The organism is Blautia sp. AF19-10LB, assembly GCF_003461245.1.
Classification (GTDB): domain Bacteria; phylum Bacillota; class Clostridia; order Lachnospirales; family Lachnospiraceae; genus Blautia_A; species Blautia_A intestinihominis.
Window position 1 is genome coordinate 1 of sequence record NZ_QTWS01000076.1, and the last position, 4,133, is coordinate 4,133.

Genomic DNA, 4,133 nt, shown 5'->3' on the forward strand with positions numbered 1-4,133 from the left:
GAAGCATTATACCCATGTTTTTATAATGTTGATCTTTTAAATTATTTTCCATAAATCCTCACTTTCTTGTAAAAAAGATGAGCATTATCAGATATGCTATTATCAGGTTTTCCCCTCGAATGGGAAGCCGGAAAGGAGCGCATTTGATATGCAAATAAACTATTTAGATGCTATTTCATCAGTTCTCAATATGATGAAACAGCCAGACAGTGCATGTAAAAATATAGACATGCACAGAACCTGTTATACTACACTCTTCAAGTACCTGATGGATAAGGGCATTCCTTTTTCAATGGATGCCGCACTGGACTGGCTTGAGATTAAAAAACGGGAAATTTCCTATGAGACGTGTTCCCAATATAGAAATGCCCTGTTCCGCCTCGAGCATTACCTGCTCTTTGGAGATATCAAAAGTTCTTTCTGCCGCTCAGAAGACAGTTTTTTCTGCCGGAGCGGAATATCGGAATCCTTTTTTCGCCTGACATATGAGCTGGAAGAATACTATGCGACCACACAGAATCCCTGCTATTACCATACGTATTCTGTTGCCATCAAGGAGTTCTTCAGGCTTGCTACTTCCCTGGGAGTTACAGAGCCGGAAGCAATAACCATAGATACTCTTATCGAATACTGGAATACTTACTGCAAATCCTGTAAATCTCTTGACAGACGTCAGAACGCCATATGTGCCATGACAGCACTTATGAAATATCTTCACCGCAGAGGTGATGTGCCAGAGTGTTACCAGCGGGTTCTTTTTGGTGAGAACGTTGAAATACTGCTTGAGATGAGACTTTCTAAAACAGGTACCGCATTTCATCCGAGTATACCTCTCGCTCTTAAAGCTGATGAATATCTTGACGCTTTGGACGATTGGAAATACATGAAATCATCAAAAGCTGTTTATCGCAATGATTTCACATGGTATTTCATGTTCCTGGAACTTAACCATCTGGAACACTCGGCAGAAACTGTGACATCATGGATAGGTATACTCCCGGATTGCCCGAATCAGATCAAAGCCAGCAGTTCCGGATCAGCTCATCGTTCACACACTATCAGAATGTTTGAAAAGTATCTCCAGGGCATAATGGAATCCAATATAATCGCTGAGCCGATGCGTGCATCTGATCATCTTCCATCATGGAGCAAAAGCATCCTTGATGGTTTCATAGAAAGCCGCAGGCGGGATGGAATGACCGATAAGACACTTACCATGTGCAGGGCAGCCGGATGCAGTTTCTTCAAATATCTTGAAGATAATGGAATAGATAATCCAGTCTCCATAACACCCGATGTGGTTAAAGCATTTCATAACCATGATGTCCACTCGACCCCGGAAAGTAAAAATGCATATGGAACCAAGCTTCGTCAGCTTCTACGGTACATGGCTGACCAGGATCTGATTTCACCAACACTTGCTTTTGCAGTATCTGCAAGCTGTGCGCCTCATCGCAGCATAGTTGATGTTCTGAGCGATGCTATGGTCGAGAAAATATATGAATATCGTGAGAGAGCTTCTACTCCCATGGAGCTCAGGGACACAGCCATGGTCATGCTTGGACTTCGAATGGGTATCAGGGGAGCAGACATCCTAAAGCTTCAGGTAAATGATTTTGACTGGAAAAACAAAACTGTTTCCTTCATTCAGCAGAAAACAAGCAAAGCAATAACGCTTCCAGTCCCAACGGATGTAGGTAATTCAGTATATAAATACATCATGAATGGACGTCCGGAATCAGCTGTCACAGGCAACGGTTATATATTTATCCGCCATCAGGCACCATATATTCCGCTTAAAGTTACAACGGCGTGCCGTGGAGCTTTAAAAAGAATACTTGCTGAATATGGATTTGAATTATCTGCTGGTCAGGGCTTTCATATGACACGAAAAACATTTGCCACAAGAATGCTTCGGGCAGACAACAAACTTGATGATATTTCCAATGCTCTCGGACATGCACGTCAGGAAACAGCAGAGGTATATCTTGAACGTGACGAAGATAAAATGAGGCTCTGCCCTCTGGAATTTGGAGGTGTTTTATCATGACATACATTTTTGAGAGCGGTCTGGCACATCATATCGAAGGACTTATACAGCAAAAACGAGCTGATGGATATGCCTATAATTCCGAAGAAAAGCTATTAAAACGCTTTGATACCTTTTGCGTACAGAATTATCCGGAACTGACAACAGTCACCTATGAAATGGCAGCCAAATGGTCAGAAGCCAGACCGGGCGAAGGAGATGCCTATCATAATCGCTGTATGTCGATGGTGAAGGTGCTGAGTGAATATATCCTTTCCCTTGGTCAGGAAGCATATATTCCTAATTTTTTCTGCAAGGCTTACCGTCCTGTTCTTTACATTCCATCAAAAGAGGAAGTTAAGGAACTGCTGCAGAAAATGGATATCCGCACGTCTCATAATTCAGAGCAATTTAGACTCGATAGAGAGTGCAAGATTCTTTTTCTCCTATATTTTTGCTGCGGTCTGCGTCTGTCAGAAGGGCGATTGCTAAAATGGGAGCACATAGACCTGGATAAAGGAATCCTTACTGTCCTTGGCTCAAAGGGTAACAAGGACCGCCTTGTATATCTTCCGCAGGATAGCCTTCCGGTACTTAAAAACTATAAAGAACGTCAGGAAATGCTTTTCCCCGGAATTGACTGGGCTTTTCCGGGAAAAGATCCACATAAGCCTGTTTCGTGCTCTGGAGTAGAATCAAGTTTTAACCGCCATTGGGCCATGCTTCCGGTTGCCAAGACAGTTGATAAACATCCGACACCCCACTGTTTACGCCATGCTTTTGTAGTGGAGAGATTTAATGAGTGGATGCATCAGGGAATTGATACAAACACTATGCTCCCATATTTAAGCAGATACCTTGGACACAAAAGTCCTGACGAAACGTATTATTACTATCATCTTGCAGAAAAGGCATTTGATACTATCCGAGAGAAAGATTCAGTGTCTGGAAAGGTCATTCCGGAGGTGATTCCCTATGAAGAATAAATCAGCAAAGATATCGACTGACCAGCTGTTCTTTTCTCACACATGGAACTTTCTAAATGTTTATTTGGTAAAGCAGGTCGGACGCAGTCAGGCTACAGCAGAATCCTACAGAGATTCCCTTACAATATTTAAAAACTACCTTGCAGATGAATTAGGTAAATCCATAAGCACCTTTCAGTTTTCTGATTGTACCAAAGAATGTATTTATAATTTCAGAGAATATCTGCTTGCAAATGGCAGCCAGCCATCAACTGTAAATGTAAGAGTCGCGGCTATCCGTGCCTATCTGAACTATGCCTCGGATATGGACATATCAGTCCAGTCAGTTGCCCTGGCGATCAGTCAGATCTCACCATGCAAAACCATTAAAAAGGAAAAACCTATTCTGTCCGATGATGCACTTGCTGCAATACTGTCTGCACCGCCGAATACGAAATTCGGTGTACGAGACCGTGCTATTTTGATTCTTCTCTACGATACAGCTGTAAGAATCAGTGAGCTGCTTAATATTCGCCTATGTGATATCGCAATGGAATCAAAATATCCAAATATTTTCATAACCGGCAAAGGTAATAAAGAAAGAACCATACAATTAACAGCTAAAGCAGTCGAACACCTTAGGGAATATATACGTGTATATCACAGTAATTCTTCCAAAGAAGCATACTTATTTTCCACAACAATAAAAGGTGTAACAGACAGGATGTCCGTTGGAAATGTCCAGCGGATTATAAAAAAATATGCAGCTCTGGTCAGTGAAAAAGGGGTTAGTCTTCCGGATTCGGTTCACTGTCACATGTTTCGCCGAACCAGAGCCACAAATCTTTATCAGGATGGAATCGCCATTGAGCTGGTTTCTACAGTGTTAGGACATGCCAGAACTGATACAACCAAAAGCTACTATGCAAAGCCATCTGTTGAACAGCTTAGAGACGCAATGGAATCTGTTCCAACACCTGTATCTGATGAAGCACCAATGTGGGAGGGTAACGAAGATGAAATGGCAAGACTTTGTGGATTGCGCTAACGAATAATGCACATCTTTTAGTAGAAAAACGTCTTATTTCTCAGCATTCTTTAAAATGATTAACATTTTGGAATGCTGAGTATAACGCTTC

3 protein-coding genes are annotated in these 4,133 nt (G+C 41.9%); all 3 read left to right on the forward strand.

Going from position 1 to position 4,133, the window contains the following annotated elements; translation table 11 throughout:
• Nucleotides 1-148 precede the first annotated feature (148 nt).
• From DWX28_RS18980 to DWX28_RS18990, 3 genes are read left to right on the forward strand one after another with little or no spacing between them, the layout of a single operon-like run.
• Entirely contained in the window at nt 149-2,050 is a 1,902-nt protein-coding gene (locus DWX28_RS18980; RefSeq protein ID WP_118254730.1) for a tyrosine-type recombinase/integrase, read from the forward strand.
• Nucleotides 2,047-3,015 carry a tyrosine-type recombinase/integrase gene (locus tag DWX28_RS18985; protein ID WP_118254733.1) on the forward strand — a complete coding sequence of 323 codons (969 nt, stop codon included), beginning with the start codon at nt 2,047-2,049 and terminating at the stop codon, nt 3,013-3,015. Before DWX28_RS18980 ends, DWX28_RS18985 begins: the two co-directional genes overlap by 4 nt.
• The gene (locus DWX28_RS18990; RefSeq protein WP_118207862.1) at nt 3,005-4,042 is read left to right on the forward strand and encodes a tyrosine-type recombinase/integrase; all 1,038 of its coding nucleotides are present in this window, start codon (nt 3,005-3,007) and stop codon (nt 4,040-4,042) included. Before DWX28_RS18985 ends, DWX28_RS18990 begins: the two co-directional genes overlap by 11 nt.
• Nucleotides 4,043-4,133: the final 91 nt, after the last annotated feature.